Annotated in this window: 16 protein-coding genes; 12 read left to right on the top strand and 4 right to left on the bottom strand. The window is 38.2% G+C overall.

What is annotated here, in order from left to right:
* Positions 1 to 2 precede the first annotated feature (2 nt).
* The 9 genes from AC4IF5_RS02630 to AC4IF5_RS02590 all read left to right on the top strand — a co-directional run bounded on the left by AC4IF5_RS02630 (position 3) and on the right by AC4IF5_RS02590 (position 13,144).
* Entirely contained in the window at positions 3 to 3,464 is a 3,462-nt protein-coding gene (locus AC4IF5_RS02630; RefSeq protein WP_490731414.1) for a DUF6443 domain-containing protein, read from the top strand.
* Positions 3,446 to 4,090 carry a hypothetical protein gene (locus AC4IF5_RS02625; protein WP_490731412.1) on the top strand — a complete coding sequence of 215 codons (645 nt, stop codon included), beginning with the start codon at positions 3,446 to 3,448 and terminating at the stop codon, positions 4,088 to 4,090. Before AC4IF5_RS02630 ends, AC4IF5_RS02625 begins: the two co-directional genes overlap by 19 nt.
* 556 nt (positions 4,091 to 4,646) lie before the next feature.
* Positions 4,647 to 6,074, top strand: a complete 1,428-nt coding sequence (gene purB / locus AC4IF5_RS02620) for an adenylosuccinate lyase (protein WP_490731410.1) — start codon at positions 4,647 to 4,649, stop codon at positions 6,072 to 6,074.
* A gap of 50 nt (positions 6,075 to 6,124) precedes the next feature.
* Positions 6,125 to 7,096 carry a WG repeat-containing protein gene (locus AC4IF5_RS02615; RefSeq protein ID WP_490731408.1) on the top strand — a complete coding sequence of 324 codons (972 nt, stop codon included), beginning with the start codon at positions 6,125 to 6,127 and terminating at the stop codon, positions 7,094 to 7,096.
* A gap of 199 nt (positions 7,097 to 7,295) precedes the next feature.
* Positions 7,296 to 10,991 carry a phosphoribosylformylglycinamidine synthase gene (locus AC4IF5_RS02610; protein WP_490731406.1) on the top strand — a complete coding sequence of 1,232 codons (3,696 nt, stop codon included), beginning with the start codon at positions 7,296 to 7,298 and terminating at the stop codon, positions 10,989 to 10,991.
* Positions 10,992 to 11,004: 13 nt separating this feature from the next.
* Positions 11,005 to 11,385 carry a barstar family protein gene (locus tag AC4IF5_RS02605; protein ID WP_490731404.1) on the top strand — a complete coding sequence of 127 codons (381 nt, stop codon included), beginning with the start codon at positions 11,005 to 11,007 and terminating at the stop codon, positions 11,383 to 11,385.
* Positions 11,386 to 11,544: 159 nt separating this feature from the next.
* A complete protein-coding gene (locus tag AC4IF5_RS02600; RefSeq protein WP_490731403.1) occupies positions 11,545 to 12,174 on the top strand; it encodes an SGNH/GDSL hydrolase family protein in 630 nt (209 codons plus the stop codon).
* Positions 12,174 to 12,506, top strand: a complete 333-nt coding sequence (locus tag AC4IF5_RS02595) for a gamma-glutamylcyclotransferase family protein (RefSeq protein WP_490731401.1) — start codon at positions 12,174 to 12,176, stop codon at positions 12,504 to 12,506. The genes AC4IF5_RS02600 and AC4IF5_RS02595 overlap by 1 nt, the downstream gene beginning before the upstream one ends.
* Before the next feature lie 170 nt (positions 12,507 to 12,676).
* Positions 12,677 to 13,144, top strand: coding sequence for a GyrI-like domain-containing protein (locus AC4IF5_RS02590; RefSeq protein ID WP_490731399.1), 468 nt, complete (start codon positions 12,677 to 12,679; stop codon positions 13,142 to 13,144).
* A 73-nt stretch (positions 13,145 to 13,217) separates the two neighbouring features.
* Here AC4IF5_RS02590 and AC4IF5_RS02585 read toward each other — a convergent pair whose 3' ends face one another.
* A complete protein-coding gene (locus AC4IF5_RS02585) occupies positions 13,218 to 13,574 on the bottom strand; it encodes a diacylglycerol kinase family protein (RefSeq protein ID WP_490731397.1) in 357 nt (118 codons plus the stop codon).
* Between the two features lie 263 nt (positions 13,575 to 13,837).
* Between AC4IF5_RS02585 and dnaN the strand changes: the two genes are divergently transcribed.
* The 3 genes from dnaN (at position 13,838) to AC4IF5_RS02570 (ending at position 18,778) form a co-directional block, all read left to right on the top strand.
* Positions 13,838 to 14,968, top strand: coding sequence for a DNA polymerase III subunit beta (gene dnaN / locus AC4IF5_RS02580; protein WP_490731395.1), 1,131 nt, complete (start codon positions 13,838 to 13,840; stop codon positions 14,966 to 14,968).
* Between the two features lie 509 nt (positions 14,969 to 15,477).
* Positions 15,478 to 17,880, top strand: a complete 2,403-nt coding sequence (gene pheT, locus AC4IF5_RS02575; protein ID WP_490731393.1) for a phenylalanine--tRNA ligase subunit beta — start codon at positions 15,478 to 15,480, stop codon at positions 17,878 to 17,880.
* 487 nt (positions 17,881 to 18,367) lie between these two features.
* On the top strand, positions 18,368 to 18,778 hold the full coding sequence (locus tag AC4IF5_RS02570) for an META domain-containing protein (protein WP_490731391.1): 411 nt from the start codon (positions 18,368 to 18,370) through the stop codon (positions 18,776 to 18,778).
* A gap of 53 nt (positions 18,779 to 18,831) precedes the next feature.
* Here the strand turns inward: AC4IF5_RS02570 and AC4IF5_RS02565 are convergent, their stop codons facing one another.
* Genes AC4IF5_RS02565 through AC4IF5_RS02555 form a run of 3 tightly spaced genes read right to left on the bottom strand, consistent with a single transcriptional unit; the run spans position 18,832 to position 20,435 of the window.
* Positions 18,832 to 19,071 (bottom strand): DUF8828 family protein, encoded by a 240-nt coding sequence (locus tag AC4IF5_RS02565; RefSeq protein WP_002977986.1) that lies wholly within the window; start codon positions 19,069 to 19,071, stop codon positions 18,832 to 18,834.
* A gap of 45 nt (positions 19,072 to 19,116) precedes the next feature.
* Positions 19,117 to 20,013, bottom strand: coding sequence for a 3-hydroxybutyryl-CoA dehydrogenase (locus tag AC4IF5_RS02560; RefSeq protein ID WP_490731894.1), 897 nt, complete (start codon positions 20,011 to 20,013; stop codon positions 19,117 to 19,119).
* An 11-nt stretch (positions 20,014 to 20,024) separates the two neighbouring features.
* The gene (locus AC4IF5_RS02555; protein ID WP_490731385.1) at positions 20,025 to 20,435 is read right to left on the bottom strand and encodes a hypothetical protein; all 411 of its coding nucleotides are present in this window, start codon (positions 20,433 to 20,435) and stop codon (positions 20,025 to 20,027) included.
* Positions 20,436 to 20,458 lie beyond the last annotated feature (23 nt).

The raw sequence follows: 20,458 nt of genomic DNA, 5'->3' as shown, positions 1-20,458 counted from the left end.
CGATGAAAAAAATAATAATTCCCATAGGATTCCTGCTGATGGGAGCTGTAAAAGCACAGGTGTCCGGCACAGAAAACTATATACAATCCAAAACTTACCTTGATTATAGTGGGACTACTCCTACAAAAACCTCAGAAACGGTCCAGTATTTTGATGGATTAGGAAGACCTAAGCAGGTAGTCAATGTCAAAGCATCCCCACAAGGCAAAGATGTAGTTACCCATATCGAATACGATCCGTTTGGAAGACAGATTAAGGATTATCTTCCTATCCCCCAAGGCGGAACATTAAACGGAGCTATTGTTCCTAACCCGGAAAACAATGCCTCATCCATATATGGAGGCGAAAAGATCTATTCCGAAAAAAGGCTGGAAAGTTCTCCCCTCAACCGGATTCAGGAGCAGGTCCAGGTAGGAAATGACTGGAGTACTAAACCCGTAAAATTTGAATACGCAGCGGTTACAGCCGCTGATGAAGTGAGAAAATTTACAACGGTTACCACCTGGCAAAACGGAGCTACCCAATCGATGCCTGGTGAAAACCTGCTGTATACAGATGGCCAGCTGTATAAGAATACCGTAATCGATGAAGATGGAAATAAAACCATAGAATTCAAAAATGGTAAAGGCCAGACCATTATGGTTAGAAAAGAAGATGGAAGCAGTACCTATTATGTTTATAATGAATATAACCAGCTCGCCTTTGTCATTCCCCCATTAGCATCCGTTTCCACATCATTGGACCAGGCAACGCTTGATAACCTCTGCTACCAATACCGTTATGACGGAAGAGGAAGACTTGTAGAAAAGAAGCTTCCGGGAAAAGGTTGGGAATATATGGTATACGATAAGCAGGACAGGCTTATACTCACCCGGGACCCCCTTATGGAAGCAAAGGGGCAATGGCTGTTTACCAAATATGATAAATATGGGCGGGTGGCGTATACGGGAATCCTCTCAGGAGCAGGCAGGGAGCAGATGCAGAACCAGATAGGCGGTTTGAGCATTGTTGAAGAGCAGGCTGTATCGGGCATTAGCAAGCCTGGAATTCTACTCTATTATACCAACAACTTTTTTCCTGATTTCCAGTCCGTCCTTACTATTAACTATTATGACACTTACCCAAGGGATACCAGGAAATTTCCATCTCCCTCCATTTTAGGGCAGCCTGTTATTTACCATGATACCGGTGTAAGTACCCAAGGGATGCCCACAGCTTCCTATGTAAAGAATATTGAAGATGATAACTGGACCAAAACCTATTTTTATTATGATTTCAGGGGAAGGCAAGTAGGAAGTCACTCTGTCAATCATTTAGGAGGCTATACCGACACAGAATCCCAGCTTGATTTTTCAGGAGCTCCCAAACTGACGGTTACAAGACATAAGAGACTGGATACTGATGTGGAAAGAATTATCACAGAAACGTTTGAGTATGATCATCAGAACAGGCTGCTGACTCACAAACATCAGGTAGACAGCAATCCTGTTGAAATTCTGGCTCAGAATAAATACAATGAACTATCCCAGCTGGAATCTAAAAAAGTAGGAGGAGCAGATATTGCCAATCCATTACAAACCCTAGAATACAAATATAATATCCGTGGCTGGCTGACCAAAATAAATGATCCCGCCAATCTGAACGGGAAATTATTTGGGTATGAAATAAGGTATAATAATCCCATATATTCCAATCTCACTTCGGGAAGGTTCAACGGGAATATTGCGGAAATAGACTGGAAAACTGCTAATGACGGGTTATTGAAGAGATATTCATACAGCTATGATGCATTGAACAGACTGACCAAAGGGACATATTCTGAGCCTTTGTCTTCTGTTCCGCAAAATAATTTCTTCAATGAAGAATTGTCCTATGATCTGAACGGGAATATCCTGAACCTGAAGAGAAATGCCCAAAACACCACAACAACGGCACACATGATTGATAACCTGAACTATACCTATACAGGAAACAGGCTGAATTCGGTGACGGATGCTTCGCAGAACTATCTTGGATATCCTGATACTTCGGGAAATCCTATCCAGTATGACCTGAACGGGAATATGACATTGCATAAAGACAAAGGTATTTTAGGCGTAGAGTACAATCACCTTAACCTTCCTTCCCATTTGCTGTATGATAAAGGCCTGTCTACCCGTTTGGGAGTTATCAGGGAAAATACATCTTATGTGTATCGGGCTGATGGTGTGAAGGTCGGAAAAGTTTATAAATATGCTCCTTTTGATCCGTTGGGAGTGATAACGAAGCTGTCGGAAAAGATTACGGATTATTTAGACGGTTTTCAGTATGAAGGAGCTGTTGGTAAAGAAGGAGGATTAATCCCTTTTGGACTAAAGTTTGTGCCTACTGCGGAAGGATACTATAATTTTGAAAATAATAAGTATATTTACAATTATATAGACCACTTGGGAAATGTCCGTCTGAGTTATATGAAAAATGCCAATGGCAGCGGAACTGAGGTCATTGAGGAAAACAATTATTATCCGTTTGGTTTGAAGCATGAGGGAGTAAATATACTGAATGGAAATCCTGCGTATAATTATAAATATAACGGTAAAGAATTGCAGACGGAAAATGGTATGTATGATTATGGCGCAAGATTTTATATGCCGGATATCGGACGTTGGAGCGTTGTAGACCCTTTGGCGGAACAATATAGGAGATGGTCACCTTACAACTATGCGATGAACAATCCAATCCTTTTTATTGATCCTGATGGTCGTGGCACAGAAAGCACTCATACAGATAAATTTGGAAATGTTGTTGCGGTTTATAATGACGGAGATTTAGGGGTTTACCGTCATGATGGTAATACTAAAGAAACCCAACAGGAACTTAATCAAAACTATTCTAAAGAAAATACTTCGGGAGGTGGCGAAAGAATGGGAAGAACACTTGTTTGGAACTCATTTACAGAGTTTGATAAAAGGGGCAAAACTCAACCAGCAGGTAAAATAAATTTTGGCTCTTTCCAAGCAAGAGATTGGCTTAATAATTTTAGTAATGATGTCTCTAAAGATACTGAAGCCAACGGAGGATTTGTAGCAAGGATGAATTATGCCTGGAATGGTGGCGGAGGTGATAAATATGATTATAAGACTCAAAATGGTGGCGGGTTATATGCCGGTTCACAAATAGCAGACGGGGTATACGTTTCAGCCAGAGATGTTGGAAATTTTGCAGCAGGTAGGGCAGCTGCAATAACAGGGCAAAATAAAATGGATTTCATGCTGAATGCAGGAGGGTTTAACATATCAGGGAATAGTAAAATGGGGCTTATATTTAACAATTCACACTGGAAAAGAGAAGCCCAAAAAGCAGGTTTTCCTGAGTATGGAGAACATTTTAACTCAAATCTATTTCAGCGTTTAGGTTATGAAAATGTAACGACAGCTGAAGGAATAATCAAAAAAAGCAAAATAATATGGGGAGATCGAAAATAAAAAATGTCTGTCTGCTTTTACCATTATTGTTATCTATTATAGCATGTGGAAATTCCAATTTTGATAAATTGGAAGGCACCGGATTTTCTTATCAAATAAGTGCTGGTAAAACAGATATAGTACGTCTTAGATTCACTACTGACGAAGGAGCACCTTCAATTCAGCTTTTTGATACAAAGGGAAGACTTAAAGAAGAAGCTACCATTGCCCCAAGTTGGCCATTCGGGATGACCGCAATGAAAAATGATACCATACAAATGACCTATGTTGTTGGGGAGCGTGATCTTAATATGTTTTTACGTTGGTTCAAAAAAGAGAAAGGCAAATACCATCCTACTCATATAGGCAATTATTCGATCCACTATAACTATGAAATACAAAATGCTTTTTTTATGGATCAAGATCCAGTACAAGTGGATTCATTGTATATTGATAAGAACACACAAATGATGTCTTTATTTTTAAAACAAAAATTAATTGCTAAAAAGTCGATGTGTTTGTTTACAGTTGAGTCATCGGAAATAGCACTTTATGACCCGTCAAATAAATCATATATACCCTATACATTTGCAGACAATAAGAATATTGCAGAGGAGTATCTTAAAAAAGTTCTTGCTTTGTATTAATCGTTAATATGGACATAAAAGAGGCTGTCTCAAAAGTCAAATAATTCAGCTCTTGTCATTCTGACGAAGGAAGAATCTCATTGATGGCCAGTTGTTTGAGGTTCTTCATTACATCGTATTTCATTCAGAATTACACTTTTGAGACAGCCTCTTTTATATATTTTAATTTAAAGAAACAACTTCTGAGATCATTAAAGAAAACTACTATTACCCGTTTGGATTAAAGCGTGAAGGATATAATGTTTTAAGTGGGAATGCTGCATATCAGTACAAGTATAATGGCAAGGAGTTGCAGTCCCCGTTCATATTAAGGGACAATTTGTATTCTGAAAGCTTCGCTGTATTCTTGTACAGGAACTGATGTTTTTTTTAACCATAAAGCTGACGGTTTGTGTGATTTTTAGTCAACTTTTTTCAGGACAAAACATACAAGAAAATCCGGTTAATTCCATAAATAAAAACCAGCGAAGAACCAGGATTGAAAATCATAAAAACAGGATTTTTGTCTCTCACTGAAAAACCGTATTTTTGTACATCTAAAAAAGTAAAATAACGAATGAATTCCTACAAAAATCCATTGGAAGAGCGCTACTCCAGTGAAGAAATGTTGTTTAATTTCTCACACAATAACAAATTCCGTACCTGGAGAAAGCTTTGGATCGCTTTAGCTGAAATTGAAAAAGATCTGGGTCTTGAGATTACAGATGAGCAGATTGCTGAACTGAAAGCGAATGCTGAAAATATTGATTATGATAAAGCGGCAGAATACGAAAAGAAATTCCGTCATGATGTAATGGCTCACGTTCATACCTATGGTGATGTGGCCCCTTCAGCAAAAGGAATTATCCATTTGGGAGCAACTTCAGCTTTTGTAGGAGACAATACGGACCTGATCCAGATCCGTGACGGACTTTTGATCTTAAAGAAAAAGTTGGTGAATGTGATCAAAAACTTAGCAGACTTTGCGATTGAGTATAAAGACCTTCCGACATTAGGATTTACTCACTTCCAGCCGGCTCAGCTGACAACGGTAGGGAAAAGAGCGACGCTCTGGTTACAGAGTTTGGTTCTTGATATTGAAGAGCTTGATTTCTTCCTGGAGACCCTTCGTTTCAGAGGAGTAAAAGGAACTACCGGAACTGCGGCGAGTTTTCTTGAGCTGTTCAATGGAGATTATTCCAAAGTAAAGCACTTAGATAAAGAACTTTCCAAACGATTCGGTTTCGATAAGGTATTTGGTGTTTCAGGACAGACGTATGACCGAAAGATTGATGCTAAAGTAGTCGCTTTACTATCGAATATCGCCCAGTCAGCTCATAAATTTACAAACGATTTACGATTGCTTCAAAATCTTAAAGAAATTGAAGAACCATTCGAGAAAAACCAGATCGGTTCATCTGCGATGGCATACAAGCGTAACCCAATGAGAAGTGAGAGAATCGGAGCATTGGCAAAATATGTCATGTCTCTTACGACAAGCTCCGCAATGGTGGCCTCTACACAATGGTTTGAAAGAACACTGGATGACTCTGCGAACAAGAGATTAACGATTCCACAGGCTTTTCTGGCTGTTGATGCGATCCTATTGATCTGGAACAACATTATGAACGGAATTGTAGTGTATCCGAACAGAATCAACAAGCATATCGAAGAAGAGCTTCCTTTCATGGCAACAGAATATATCATCATGGAAGAAGTGAAAGCCGGTGGTGACCGTCAGGAGATCCATGAGGTGATCAGAGTTCACTCTATGGAAGCTTCGAAGAAAGTGAAAGTGGAAGGAAAAGAAAATGACCTTATTGAAAGAATCCTGAATGATGATTCTTTAAAATTGGATAAGTCAAAATTAAAAGAAGTGTTAGATCCTAAGAATTTTATAGGGTTTGCGCCGATTCAGACGGAAGAATTCGTCAAGAACGAAGTACAGCCGATTATAGACCAGAATAAAGATTTAATAGGATTGGAAGCTGATCTTAAAGTATAAAACAGTATGCAGTCTTTTGGGCTGCATATTTTATTTCCAGCAGTATTGATATGAAAAAACTATTGTTAGCCATTATATTGTCACCCATTATTTCTTTTTCGCAGGAAAAAGAAGCTCTGTATTATTTCAAATCCAAAGACTCTTTGGTGGGAGTAAAAGATAAAGCCGGTAAAATTATTATTCCGGCACAGTTCAAAATATTTTCATTCCTTAAAGACGGTGATCCTGTAGAAGGAGAAACCATTTTTCTTGATGGTAGTAAAGACGATGAAAAAACAGAGAAGAACGCATGGGGATATGTGTATGACCGGAAAGGGAATTTTTTATACAAACCTTTCCTGTATGACAATGGAGCCGATTATTTCTCTGAAGGATTGAGAAGGCTGGTAAAAAATGGTAAAGTAGGCTTTGCGGATCGTAACGGGAAGATTGTGATTCAGCCTGAGCATGATTTCGTGTCACCATTTAATTATGGATATGCCGTATTCTGTGATGGCTGTGACTGGGAGAAAACCAATGATGAGCATAAAGCAATGGTAGGAGGAAAATGGGGGATAATGAATACCAAAGGGCAAACTGTTCAACCACTTGCCGGAAATTCAGGTGAAGATGTGGAAATAGAAGGGAAATACTACCCCAATCCTTTTCATTACAATGAAAAAGAAAAAAATATTCTTCAGTTCTTTGAAAAGCGGAAGAAAAAGCTTTCAGATCTATTTTACGTAAATTTTTACAATAAATTGTCTGAGAATGAAAAGAATCTGTTTTTTGAAATTGTAGAAAGACCGAAAGAAAACTTTCCGTATTATCAGGTAAATACCTATGATTACAGGAAAAAAGAATTGGATATGCTTTACCGTTTCAAATTCCTGGTTTCAGAAGATGGTAAAACATTTTATGCTATAGAGGATTTTAATGAGAAGAAAGTCCCTTTTGAAGATTGGCTGAAAGAAGAAATAAAAAATGCAGAAGACTTCCAGAAAAAGCATAAGGACAATCCCAATAAATTTATAAACAAATAAAATAAATGGAAATTCCGGGACTCAAATTTGAAAAAGGTACGACAATTCCTTTAAATTTGTACGGAAAAATGCGGGGCGGATAATACTACCCAAAAGAGCTGTCCATACGGTGGAACAGTAGATAGCAATCTGGTGCTGTCGCTCTGAATTGAGAAAAGTAAAAGAAAAATAAATCTAATATTAAAAAATCTGACATCTAATGTCTAATAACAAAAGAATTTTCGTAGAAAAAAGGGGAATTTTCGATGTTGAAAGTCCAAAAATTTTTGATGAAGTAAAAGCGGTTGCTCCGGCGGTTCAAAGTGTGAAGGTGTACAATGTGTATGACCTTTTCAATCTGAATGACGGAGAATTCGAAAAAGTGGTGAACAACACTTTCGTAGACCCTGTTACTGATATTTTACACACAGAAAACCCTGCAAAAAATATTCACTTTGCCATGGAGTTCCTGCCCGGCCAGTACGACCAGAGAGCAGACTCTGCGCAGCAATGTATCGCTTTGCTGACAGAAAATGAAAAATCAAAAGTAAGAAGCGGTAAGCTGATCGAATTTGAAGGCGTTTCTGAAGCTGATCTGGCTAAGATCAAAGATCTTCTGATCAACAAAGTGGAATCTCAGGAAAAAGACTTATCAATATTAGATATTCCTGCTGATGAAACTCCGTCAAAAGTTTTAGTTCATGACAATTTTATCAATTTCGATGATGCTGAGCTGGAGAACTTCTATAACAATCATGGTTTTGCATTGGGGTTGGACGACCTAAAATTCATTCAGGAATATTTTAAAACTGAACAGAGAAATCCTACGGAAACTGAACTTAAAGTATTAGACACGTATTGGAGTGACCATTGCCGTCACACAACTTTCGAAACAGAATTGTCAGATATTCAGTTTGAAGGAAAGTTCAGACATACATTGGAAACCATTTTCAATGACTATATCGAAAAAAGAAAATTCTTAGGCCGTGAGCTGAAGCCGATCTCCTTAATGGATCTGGCAACAGTATGCGGTAAATACTTCCATAAAACAGGGAATCTGGACAATCTTGTGATTTCTGATGAGATCAACGCATGTACCATCCAGATCGAAGCGGAATATGATGGTAAAAAAGAACCCTGGTATTTACTATTCAAAAACGAAACACATAACCACCCGACAGAGATCGAACCTTTCGGGGGAGCTTCAACCTGTTTGGGAGGAGCGATCAGAGATCCTTTATCAGGAAGATCTTTTGTGTTCCAGGCGATGAGGTTAACGGGTGCTGCAGATGTTTTAGAATCAGTTGATAAGACATTGCCGGGGAAATTACCTCAGAAAACTATTACAAAACAGGCTGCTAACGGATACTCATCTTATGGTAACCAGATCGGTCTTGCAACGACTATGGTTTCTGAGATTTATGATGAAGGATACAAGGCCAAGAGAATGGAAGTAGGTTTCGTTACCGGAGCTGTTCCTGTAGACTGGGTAAGACGTGAAAAGCCGGCAAATGGCGATTCCATCATTATTTTAGGTGGAGCAACCGGCCGTGACGGAGTTGGTGGAGCAAGCGGAAGCTCAAAAGAGCAGGATGAAACCTCTATCCACACCATGAGCTCAGAAGTTCAGAAAGGAAATGCCGTAGAAGAACGTAAGATTCAGAGACTATTCAGAAACCCTGAATTGACAAAGCTGATCAAAAAATCAAATGACTTCGGAGCCGGAGGAGTTTCTGTGGCGATCGGTGAGATTGCTGACTCTTTAGAGGTCAACCTGGATGTATTACCATTAAAATATGAAGGATTAAACGGAACCGAGCTCGCAATTTCCGAATCTCAGGAAAGAATGGCTGTTGTTGTAGATCCGAAAGATAAAGAACAGTTCATCAGATTCTGTGAAGCTGAAAACATTGTAGCGGTAGAAGTGGCAAAAGTGACGGATTCAGGAAGAATGCAGATGTTCTGGAAGGGAGATAAGATCGTTGACCTTTCAAGAGCGTTCCTTGATACGAACGGATGCTCAAAATCACAGGAGGTTAAGATCAGCCACCTTGAAGAAGTAAAAGAAGAAACCAAGGCTTTCACAGAAGAAAACTTCCTGAATGCCTTAAAAGATAAGAACGTAGCTTCCCAGAAAGGACTGTTGGAAATGTTTGACTCTTCTGTAGGAGGAACAACTGTTGCGATGCCTTTAGGAGGAAAATACCAGCAGACTTTGATGGAAGGAAGTGTTCAGACATTACCGGTTTTAGGAGCAAAGGATATCAAAACCGTTTCTCTGGCAAGCTGGGGATTCGATGCTGAAATTTCAAAGCAGAACTCATTATTGGGAGCCTCTTATGCAGTAGTGGAAAGTGTGGCGAAGATCGTTGCTATGGGAGGTGACTATAAGAATATCAGATTAAGCTTCCAGGAATACTTTGAAAAATTAGGACAGGCTCCGGAAAAATGGGGTAAACCTTTAGCCTCACTTTTAGGAGCTTATGATGCACAGATCAACCTTGGTTTAGCGGCTATCGGAGGTAAAGATTCCATGAGCGGAACGTATCAGGACCTGAACGTACCCCCTACATTGATTTCTTTTGCATGTGCTAACGGAGAAAAACAAAATATCATTTCCCCGGAATTTAAGGCTGCAGGAAACAAAGTCTATTTCTTCAATCATATTGCCCAGGAAAGCGGTCTTCCGGATTATGATGCTTTAAAAGATGTTTTTGAATTCATTTTTGAAAACATTAAGTCAGGAAAAATCGTCTCTGTGAAAACAGTGAAAGAAGGTGGTGTTGCAGTAGCGCTGGCAAAGATGAGCTTTGGAAACAGATTGGGAGCAGAAATTAACGCTGATGAAAATACTTTATTGGCTAAAAATATCGGTAGCCTGATCATCGAGGCAAAAGAAGAGTTAAGCTCAGCAGCACTTCAGCTAATCGGAGAAGTAAAAGATTCTGGTATTTTAAAGATCAACAACCTTGAATCCCAGATCCCGGATCTCGAATCAGCCTACACAGGTACATTTGAAAATCTTTTCCCAACGATAGAAAAAGAAAAGATCACAGTTGAAATTGATGCAAAGTCGAACTCGGTCAACCCAAGAAATATCATCATTAAAAAACACGGAATAGCACAGCCTAAAGTGTTCGCTCCGGTATTTCCTGGAACAAACTGCGAATATGATACGCTGAACGCATTCCGGAAAGAAGGAGCTGTGGTAAGCAGCTTACCTTTGATCAATATCAATCACCAATTGCTGGAGGAAAGCATTGATGCGTGGGTGGAAGAAATAAGAACATCTCAGATCTTAGCGTTTTCGGGAGGTTTCTCAGCAGGTGATGAGCCGGATGGCTCTGCAAAGTTCATCGTAAATGTTTTAAAGAACGAAAAGATGAAAAATGCTGTTCACGAGCTATTAGACAGAGACGGGATGATCATCGGTATCTGCAACGGGTTCCAGGCGCTTGTCAAATCAGGGCTCTTGCCTTACGGAAGAATCAAAGATCTGGACGAAAACTCTCCGACACTGGCTCACAATGCGATCAGGAGACATATTTCTCAGATGGTTACAGTGAAGGTAGTGAATGATGAAAGCCCATGGTTAAAAGGAATGAAAGATCAGACATTCACGATTCCGATCTCTCACGGAGAGGGACGTTTCATGGCTTCAGAACAAGAGATCAAAAAGCTGTATGAAAACGGACAGATAGCCACTCAATATATCGACTTCGATGGAAACATTGCTCACGGAATGCCTTTCAATCCCAATAACTCATTATTCGGAATTGAAGGAATAACAAGCCCATGCGGGAAGATCTACGGAAGAATGGGTCACCCGGAACGTTTCACGGAAGGGCTGATGAAAAACATACCAACTGCGAATTACCATAATATATTCAAAAACGGTGTTGAATACTTCCAGTAACAATAAAAGAAAAATGATCGTCATCAATGGCGGTCATTTTTCGTCTTTAGACGGTTTTTATGAAGAAGCTTCTAGCGTCTTAATGAAAGACACAGACTGGAAAGTAGGAACCCTGGACGGATTTGATGATATTCTCTATGGTGGTTTTGGAGTCTTTGAAAACAATGAGGAAATCGAAATGATCTGGAAAGAATCTGAGAAATCGAAAGAAGACTTAGGTATTACAGCAACCCGTATTTTCTACGAAAATAAAATTAAACAGGGAAAACCTTTCAATATAGAATTAATACAGCAAAAACGGGATGCATTGATAGCAGGAAAAGGTCAGACGCTGTTTGATATTTTGGTTGAAATTATACAATCGCATCAGAATATTGTACTGACCTTAAGTTGATGAGTAATGAATAATGGTTCAATTCATTAACCTTTACATAATAAAAATCTCTTGCAGCTTAGGCCGATTTAGCAGATTTTATTTTATCTTGAACAATATTTTAAAAGGTTTTATCCTGAATAATAGACCGGGTAAAATGAAAATAAAAGAATCAATTACATGAAGAAAATAATTTATGGACTGTTCTTTGGAGACAGCATAACGTATGGAGAATATGATGGTGTATTTGGAGGCTGGGTAGATATTCTGAAAAGATATGCTCTGCAGAAGTTTCATGAAGGAAATGGTGACGAACTTATTATATTCAATTTAGGAATAGGCGGGGAGACTACAGAAGGATTACTGAAGCGAATGCCTGTAGAATTGGAGGCAAGAAACTCAGCAGACGGAAACCTGGTTTTTATCAGCTATGGAGCTAATGACCTTGCTGTAAAGGAAGGTGTACAGATCGTAGATCCTGAAAAATTTAAAAGCAACATCATAAAAGCAGTTCAGCATGCAAAACAATTCTCAAAAGATATTTACCTGATAAGCATCCTCCCGGTATCTCAAAAAATAGACGGGGTGGTGGTAAGTACAGGAAAAATGAGAACCAATGAGGAAGTAGTTGTCTATAACCAGGTCCTTAAAGATATTGCAGCCGGAGAGTCTTTGGGGTATATCGACTTTTATTCAGCTTTTTTAGAAGATAAGGAGATTTTACTTTCCGGTGACGGTGTTCATCCCAACGAAAAAGGATACGGCATGATGGCTGAAGTGGCGAGACCAATCATTGAAAAATATTTATAATGCCTTATTTATTTTCTTATGGAACCCTGCAGAAAGAGCAGGTACAGCTTGAAACTTTCGGAAGGCTGTTGAAGGGAGAGAAAGACACGCTTACCCGGTATCAGCTCGATATGCTTGAAATTACAGATCCTGAGGTACTCCGTAAAAGCGGGCAGAAGTATCATCCGGTTCTTACATTTTCGGGAAATGAAGAAGATCAGATAGAAGGAGTGCTTTTTGAAGTGACGGAAGAAGAGGTTCATCAGGCAGATGAATATGAAGTGGATGATTACAAAAGAATTGAAACCGTTTTCAAGTCCGGGAAGAAAGGATTTATCTACGTGGGGAGATAATTGTTTTTGTCCTGTATTCATTTTTAAATAAGACTTTAAGGAAGTTGAAGGTTAGAAAGAATACTTGAGTGAAAAAGGTTTAATAATCAATTCCACGGGATGTGATGCCCTCCTGACACGCAGTTGTCACCGGCAGGCTTTATCTTTGTTTTACAATAAAAAATCAAGCAATGAATCACATGAAAGTGGAACCTTTTAAGGTAATCGGGATTTCCGTAAGAACAACTAATGAAAACAACCAGGCAGCAAAAGATATCCCTGCATTATGGGAGAAATTCATGAGGGAAAATCTTCTGGATAACATTCCCAATAAAATTGAAAGTACCCTATATTCGATATACACAGACTATGAAAAGGATCACACCAGACCATATACCACTATACTTGGCTGTAAGGTGGAAAATCTGGATCATATCCCTGAAGGAATGGTAGGGGAATCTTTTGATGGAGGAAATTACATCAAATTCACAGCAAAAGGTAATCTTGAAGAAGGTTTGGTCATCAATGAATGGATAAAAATCTGGAATATGGATTTAGGAAGAACATTTACTGCTGATTTTGAAATGTATGGAGAAAAAGCAGAGAATCCGTCAGATGCGGAAGTAGATATTTTAATTGCGGTAACCCCGGCTCCCTGATATCGTTTTTTCTTATGGTGATTCGGAACGGTGTCATGAATAACAGTTGTCATGTTACGTATAGTGGTAATAATCAGCTGAAAATATACTTCTGATAAATGATAATTCCAACAATCACTGAGGCGATTGCCATCAGGACTACAGCTCCGGCAGCAATATCTTTAATGAAGCCTATTCTTTGATCAAAATCAGGCTGAACGATATCACAGAGCTTTTCAACAGCCGTATTGAAAATTTCAGCACTTAACACCGCAAATGAAACCAACAGGATAAGGGCTGTATCAACACTGCTGAGCTTTAAATAAAAAATTAAGAACAGATTGACAAAAAAAGCCAGAAGCTCGATCTGGAAATTCCTTTCCGTTTTTATCATTGCGGCGACGCCCCGGAAAGCATTCAGAAAACTTTTATGGATAGGAGGCTTTTGCATTATTTTTTACTTTTACAACAAAGATAGGCTTTGTATTTTGATTATAATTTTTTATCCGCTATATTTGGAATATAAGATTAAAAAAGAAGGAGGGATAATTTGTAGTCAATATTTCTAAACGGAGAAATGAGAGACTATAAAAATATGGACATTAATATCCGGTCTGAAAACAGATTGATGATGTTTGTTAAAAACTCCTCTGGATTATTTTTTTCTTTGTTATATGTATTTATTATATTTGTAGAAACTTATTTTATAAATCTATGAAATTTATTATTTCAAGTGGTGAACTGCAGAAGGCTTTGCAAACTGTAAGTGGCGTAATATCAAGCTCTCAATCGAGACCGATTTTAGAAAACTATCTTTTTGAATTAGACGGAAATAATGTTACCATTACAGCCTCTGACGGCGAGACAACTCTTGTAACTTCTCTGGAAGTGAAGTCTGATGATTCAGGTAAATTTGCTGTTCCTGCTAAAATTTTTCAGGATTTTATCAAGACATATGGCGAACAGCCTCTGACATTTGTTGTAAAAGACAATGCGGAAGGGACTGGAAGCCAGCTTGAGATTTTAGATGAAAAAGATAATTTCGCAGTAGCATTAGACAATGCGGATGATTACCCTGAGTTGCCGGAATTCGATGCTTCTCAGAGTGTAACAATGCCGGCTGGAGTTTTGTCTGAAGCGCTTACCAATACATTATTTGCAACCAGCAACGATTCTCTTCGCCCCGTAATGACAGGAGTATTGTTCCAGTTTGGAGAGAATGAGACGAACTTCGTTTCCACAGACTCTCACAGATTGGTGGTCTATAAAAGAACAGACCTGATGAATGCTGAGCCGATGGAGTTTATTATGCCTAAGAAACCTTTGAACATTTTCAAAAATATCCTGGCAAGCTCCAATGAAGACGTTACCATCGACTTCAATGAGAATATGGCTAAATTTACTTTTGGCAAGCATATCTGGATCTGTAGACTGATCGACGGAAAATATCCAAATTATACAGCGGTAATCCCTAAGGAAAATCCAAATGTATTGACGATCAACAGAAACCTTTTATTGGGAGCGATCAAAAGAGCATCTATCATGTCTAATAAATCTACGAACCAGGTAAGATTTAAGCTTTCAGGGAATATTCTTCACCTTCATGCAGAAGATACTGAATATGCAAACAAAGCAGACATGCAGATCCCTTGTGACTACAACGGTGAAGATATCAATATCGGGTTCAGCTCAAAATTCTTAACGGAAATGCTGACGATCTTAGGTTCTGACGATATTACAATGAAAATGTCTCAACCCAACAGACCGGGGATTATCGAACCTCTTGACGGTCTTGAAGACAACGAAAATATTTTAATGTTATCTATGCCGGTAATCGGATTGTAAGATTCATAATAAAAATAAATAAAAGCCGGATTTTTTCCGGCTTTTATTTTTTACATCCAAAAAATAATGAAATTGATTCTGTCTTTGCTTATTCAAAATAAAGTATCCGGTCAATAAAAAATTTCTATTTAATAAAACACTGATTACATTATCTTTTTTCACTAATATCAACCTGTTATTGATATTTGAGCTATTTGTGTTTGAAAGAAGTGTAGAAGACATACCATACGGCGAATGGAACGAATGTGAACATAATATCCTTCAATTTTATTTTAAAGTGAAGTTGATAAAGGCATCAGGCTGATTTATGCAATCCATAGGAGGTCAATGAATGAAAATTAATTCTCTTAAAATCGTTTTGAAATTTCTCTATTTCTCAAAAAAACACGACATTTGTACCTCGAAAAATTGCCAAAAAATTTGGTGAAAATTCAAATAAAAGTTTCAAAATGGAGCAGGTGGGATCTTGGGTTTCACTGACCAATTAAAAAAAGTAGATAGATAAACAAATGAAAATATCAAACAACTGGCTGAAAGACTTTGTAAAAACGGAATTGAAAACTGAAAGAATCGGTGAGTTCCTTACAGATATAGGTCTTGAGGTTGAAGGGATAGATAAATTTGAAAGTGTAAGAGGCAGTCTGGAAGGAATTGTTGTAGGTAAGGTTTTAACCTGCGAAAAACATCCTAATGCTGATAAGCTGAAGAAGACAACAGTAGACGTAGGAAACGGAAAAGTGCTGAATATTGTTTGCGGAGCTCCTAACGTGGATGCAGGACAGACAGTTCCTGTAGCAGTTGTCGGAACAAAGATCTATGACAAGACCGGAAACTTTTTTGAAATAAAAGAAGCAAAGATCAGAGGGGAGGTTTCTCAGGGAATGATCTGTGCGGAAGACGAGCTTGGTCTTAGTGAAGATCATGGAGGAATTATGGTTTTAGACGAAACCAAATATGAAGTAGGAAAGAATTTTGCCGATTATTTTGAGCTAACCAATGATGAGGTCTTCGAAATTGGGTTAACTCCCAACAGAACTGATGCAATGTCTCACTATGGTGTTGCCAGAGATTTGCATGCTTATCTTTCTACCAATCAGTTGAAGTCCCAGTTTCATAAAGTAGCCTCGGTAGCTTTAAATAACGAAGGCTCTCACGATTTCAAACTGGAAATTGAAGACGCGGAACTATGTCCGAGATATATCGGTGCCGTCATTGAAGATGTGAAGGTTGCAGAATCTCCGGACTGGTTAAAAGACAGGCTGAAAGCAATCGGATTAAGCCCGATCAATAACGTGGTGGATATTACAAACTACATTCTTCATGGTTACGGACAGCCGCTTCACGCGTTTGATGCAGATAAAATTGCAGACAAGAAAGTAAAGGTAGGCGTGGTAAAGCCGGGAACAAAATTCACTACTCTGGATGGTGTGGAAAGAACACTGAACGGTACTGAGATCATGATCAAAGATGGTAAAGACACCCCAATGTGTATCGCCGGAGTTTTCGGAGGAGAAAATTCTGGAGTATCTGAAACCACAAAGACTGTTTTCCTTGAAAGTGCTTACTTTAATCCTGTTGCGGTAAGAAAAGGAGCAAAATTCCACAGTCTGAATACTGATGCTTCTTTCAGATTCGAAAGAGGAGTAGATCCGAATCTTACAAGAACCGCAATCACCCACGCTATCAAAATGATTCAGGAGATCGCTGAAGGGAAATTAGTAGGAGAATTGCTGGAAGAATACCCTAAGAAAATCGAAGATAACTATGTGATCATTAGATTCTCAAAGATTGAGCAGATCCTGGGAACAAAAATTCACAGAGAAAAAGTAAAAGAAATTTTAAAAGCACTGGAAATTCAGGTTCTAAATGAAATTCCGAACGGTTTTGAGATCTCTGTTCCTGCTTACAGAGCAGATGTAACAAGAGAAATTGATGTGATTGAAGAGATCTTAAGAATCTATGGATACAATAAGATTGATGCTCCGCAGAAAATTTCATTTACCCCGGTTAAGCTGAGTGCAAATGATCAGGATGAGCTGGAAAACAGCTGGGCAAGAGCTTTACAAAGCCTTGGTTTCAATGAAGTAATGAACAACTCACTGACTTCTGTAAAAGATGAAACCGATGCGGTAAAATTACTGAATCCTTTGAGCGGTGATCTTGCATTCATGAGAAAGTCTTTATTGGAAGGACTTCTTCAGAATACGGTTTATAATATCAACAGAAAAAATCAGGATATTAAATTCTTTGAATTCGGAAAGATCTACCATAAAAAAGAGAAGTATGAAGAAAGAAAGCAGCTTGCTGTTATCGTTTCAGGAAGAGATGTTGCAGAAAACTGGCTTCAGCCTAAATCTGCTGTAAGTTTCTACAACCTTAAAGCTTATGTAAAGGTTCTGTTGGAAAGACTTGCGGTAGACTATAAAGAAGTAGCTTTGGCTGATGAAAGATTCTCTGATGCTTTAGTGTATGAAGCGGATGGTAAAGCTTTGGCAAGAATCGGAAAAGTGGCTCCTGAATTGCTGAAGGAATTTGATATCGATCAGGATTGTTTCTATGCGGAAATTGAGCTGGAATATGCTCAGGAGTTACGTTCTAAAAATGAGCTGAAATTCAAAGATATCCCGAAATTCAATAAGATCAGAAGAGACCTGGCTTTATTGATCGATAAAAATGTAAATTATCAGGACTTATATCAGACCGCAAGGAAGAACAAATCTCCGTTTATTAAGAATATTAATTTATTCGATGTATATGAAGGTAAAAATCTTCCTGAAGGTAAGAAGTCTTACGCCATGAGCTTTGAGTTGCTGAACGAAGAAAAAACACTGGAAGAAAAGGAAATTACTGAAGTAATGGATTCTCTGATCAAATCTTTCCAGAAAGAATTCAACGCTGAGCTGAGATCTTAATATTTGAAATACATATTTAATGATAACAGAAACGGACTTTTTCAAGTCCGTTTTTTTGTAAAAGATAATAAGATCATCTCATTCCGTAAAATCTTAATGGTAGAAAGAATTCGTTTACTTACACATTTGTGTCATTTGTGAATTCATTCGTGTGATTTGCGTTTAAAAATCAGCGTTATCTGCAAAATCAGCGTGAGATACAAATTGTATCAGAGATAAAATCCTTGCGCCTTAAAAGCATTAAGCCGTCAGATTACTTTGCACCTTTGCGTTTTCCAACTTCCAACTTCTAACATCTAACATCTAATATCTATACCTATCAAGCTCGTTTTGTCCGCAACAACAAATTGTGTCATTTGTGAAAAATACCTGTGTATTCGTGTTTAAAAATGCGCCATAAATAAAATGTTAAGAAATAATAAAATTCACCCCAGCCCGTTTAAATAATATAATTTCCGTAAATTTGAATTAATTCAAAAAGAAAAAAATGAAAAATCTTTTTTTAAGTATATGTACAGCAGCAATATTGGCTTCGTGTGGAACAATGAGCAGCCCGTCTGCTTCTAAAGTAGGAAAGGCTCAGCCGGCTCTTGCCAATACAAAATGGACGTTGGCAGACAATGTAAAAGGGAAAATTCCAACCTTAAATATTGAAGGAGAAAAGATCACAGGCAATGCAGGGTGCAATAACTATTTCGGAACAGCAACGATAGATCCGTCTACAGGAGCTTTTTCTGCCGGTCAGATGGGATCTACGAAAATGATGTGTAACAATATTGGTGTAGAGCAGAACTTTATGGATATGATGGGGAAAGCCAACAAATATGTGATCACCGGAAATACACTTGAACTGTATAAAGACAATCTTTTGCTATTGAAATTCAATAAATCAGAATAAAATAAAAAACAAAAGGAACTCATCTGAGTTCCTTTTTTATGTTTAGAGTGTTATTAATCTTCCTCTTCTTCGTCGTACTTAGCCAACTCTTCATCGCACCATTTGAATGCTGCTTCTACCACTTTCGTAGCTTCGTCTGCCATCGTTTCTTCATCATCACCTTCAAGATCATCTAACCACTCAACTTCTTCTTCTTCAACGTTTAGGATAAATCTTGGATATTCTGTATGAACTACAAATAGATCTTCTGGAAATTCCGAATTATCTGCTAATAAAAACTTTGGTAATTTCATTTTTTTAATGTTTTAACTTTCTCAAAGATAAATAAAATTATTGATTTAAAATGAGTTCAAAAACATTTTTGAAACTTTTTCAGCTTTTTTACTTTCAGAATAATCATAGAAGCCTTCACCTGATTTTACGCCCAGTTTTCCGGCTGTTACCATGTTTACAAGCAATGGGTTCGGGGCATACTTAGGATTTTTGAAACCGTCATACATTACATTAAGGATAGCAAGACATACATCAAGACCAATAAAATCTGCCAGCTGAAGTGGACCCATCGGATGCGCCATACCCAATTTCATTACCGTATCGATCTCTTCTACACCGGCAACTCCGTTATAAAGCGTTTCGATAGACTCATTGATCATTGGCATTAAGATTCTGTTGGCAACGAAACCGGGATAATCATTTACCTCTACCGGAACTTTACCTAATGTCTTGCTCATCTCATAGATCGCAGCGAAAGTTTCTTTAGAAGTAGAATACCCTTTGATGATCTCTACCAGCTTCATGATAGGAACCGGGTTCATAAAGTGCATTCCGATCACTTTGTCAGCTCTTTTTGTAGCAGCAGCGATTTTCGTGATAGAAATAGAAGAAGTATTTGTTGCGAGGATACAGCCTGCAGGTGCCAGCTCATCCATTTGTCCGAAGATCTTTAACTTAAGATCCAGGTTTTCAGTAGCCGCTTCTACGATAAGGTCAGCCGCTCCTACAGCATCATTAAGTGAAGTAAAAGTAGTGATGTTTCCTAATGTCTCAGCCTTTTGCTCCTCAGTAAGGTTTCCCTTTGCAATTATTCTGTCAAGATTGGTAGTGATGGTTTTTAAGCCTCTGTCTAAAGCTTCCTGAGATACATCTACAAGATTTACTTTAAAACCGCTTTGTGCGAAAGTATGTGCAATACCGTTCCCCATGGTTCCCGCTCCGATAACTACAATGTTTTTGATCATTTTTTCTTTTATTTTTTATAGATAGTTAAATTTTTTGCATTGATAAGATCCGATTGATGTACAACCGTAGCCGAATCAAAATTGACCGTTCCTTTGTTGTCCTGCTCTCTTTTGTTATTCTGATTGGAAACTGCTGCCATAAGCCCTCGTATAAGGCGGCTTCTTTGGTTCGTAGTAAGATAATCAGTTCCCACGTATAAAGAAAATTCACCCTCTCTGCCTAAGCCGCTTTGCATTAGGACTTCCAGGCTTTTGATCTGGTTTTTCTTCTTAAATTCTTTCAGGTAGCTGATGACAGGCTTTTCAGACGGAGGACCACAGCAAATGCTTCCATAGCTGATTTCTAAATAGTTTTGATTCTTCTGCGAGAAGAAAAATGTAAAACAAAATACGGCAATTGCTGCTATTCCTTTTTTCATAAATGATGGACTCAATTCTCTGC

Source organism: Chryseobacterium sp. UF-290, from assembly GCF_058245615.1.
The sequence above is the reverse complement of the archived record's forward strand: the minus strand, read 5'-3'. Positions and strand labels throughout refer to the sequence as shown.